1 protein-coding gene and 1 pseudogene are annotated in these 1048 nt (G+C 40.9%); both read left to right on the top strand.

Translation table 11 applies throughout. The features are described from left to right. Window positions 1-253 (top strand): annotated as a pseudogene (locus tag JCM21738_RS21890) (hypothetical protein); the annotation flags it as partial. Beyond that, a complete protein-coding gene (istB, locus tag JCM21738_RS21885; protein ID WP_023626267.1) occupies window positions 250-1014 on the top strand; it encodes an IS21-like element helper ATPase IstB in 765 nt (254 codons plus the stop codon). The pseudogene JCM21738_RS21890 and the gene istB, both read left to right, overlap by 4 nt. The last annotated feature ends 34 nt before the right edge of the window (window positions 1015-1048 follow it).

The raw sequence follows: 1048 nt of genomic DNA, 5'->3' as shown, positions 1-1048 counted from the left end.
AGATGTGAGTTCTGTCGACGTTTTGGATGATTCCCTAGTGTTATGTATGGAAAGGAATCTATATAGTGCTAATGATTTCCGAGATGTAGTCCAGTTATTAAAACGCCAACGCCAAGTGAACATGAACAGTCCAAGTGCTATCGCTGAATACCAATCAACATCTGCCGATGTGGAGACATTGCCATTACTAAGCGCAGAAGCGAAACACCGTCCACTTGACCAATATGTCGAAATCATGGAGGGAGTCAAATGAAACAGCTCCAGCAGCTTCAGGATGCCCTAGTATCCCTTCGTCTTTCGGAGGTTTCAAAAGAGCTTCCTTCCATACTTGCCAAGGCCGAAAAAGAAGAAGTCAGCTACCTTTCCTTCCTTCAAACTTTGGTTAATCATGAACGGGAAAAACGAGATGAAAAGAACATGGAAAAAAGGCTTAAACTGGCCTCTTTTCCATCTATTACTCCTTTAGAAACGTTTAATTTGGAAGAGCAAGAGTCATTGAGCCGAAAGGAATTCAATCAACTGAAGGAGTTAACATGGGTTGAACAGCTTTTCAACGTTATACTCTTGGGACCCCCTGGTGTCGGTAAAACTCACTTAGCAGTCGGTCTAGGATTGGAGGCCATTCAAAAGGGCTATAAGGTTTCATTTATTTCCATGGGGGAACTGGTTCACACATTGAAAACGCTGGATATAACGCGGAAATCGCAAACCAGGATAAAAAGGATTAAGGATTCACATTTAGTCATCATTGACGACTTAATGTACGCAGCAATGGATCCAAGAGAAGCCAACCTCTTCTTTCAGCTGGTCAACGATTTATATAACCATTCCTCAATCATTCTAACATCTAACCGATCTCCAAAGGAATGGACAGAACTGCTTGGAGATGTAGGAGTAGCAACAGCTATTTTAGACAGATTAATTCATCGGGCTGAGATAATAAGTTTTGTAGACGATAGTCATAGAATGAAGAACAGACGAAGGATTTTTAATGGAGAAAGTGTTCAAAAATAATCAGCGAAATTGTTCATTTTAACTTGACGCTCAC

This window comes from Mesobacillus boroniphilus JCM 21738 (genome assembly GCF_000517385.1).
GTDB classification, from domain to species: domain Bacteria; phylum Bacillota; class Bacilli; order Bacillales; family Cytobacillaceae; genus Mesobacillus; species Mesobacillus boroniphilus.
This window is presented reverse-complemented; position numbering and strand designations above follow the sequence as displayed.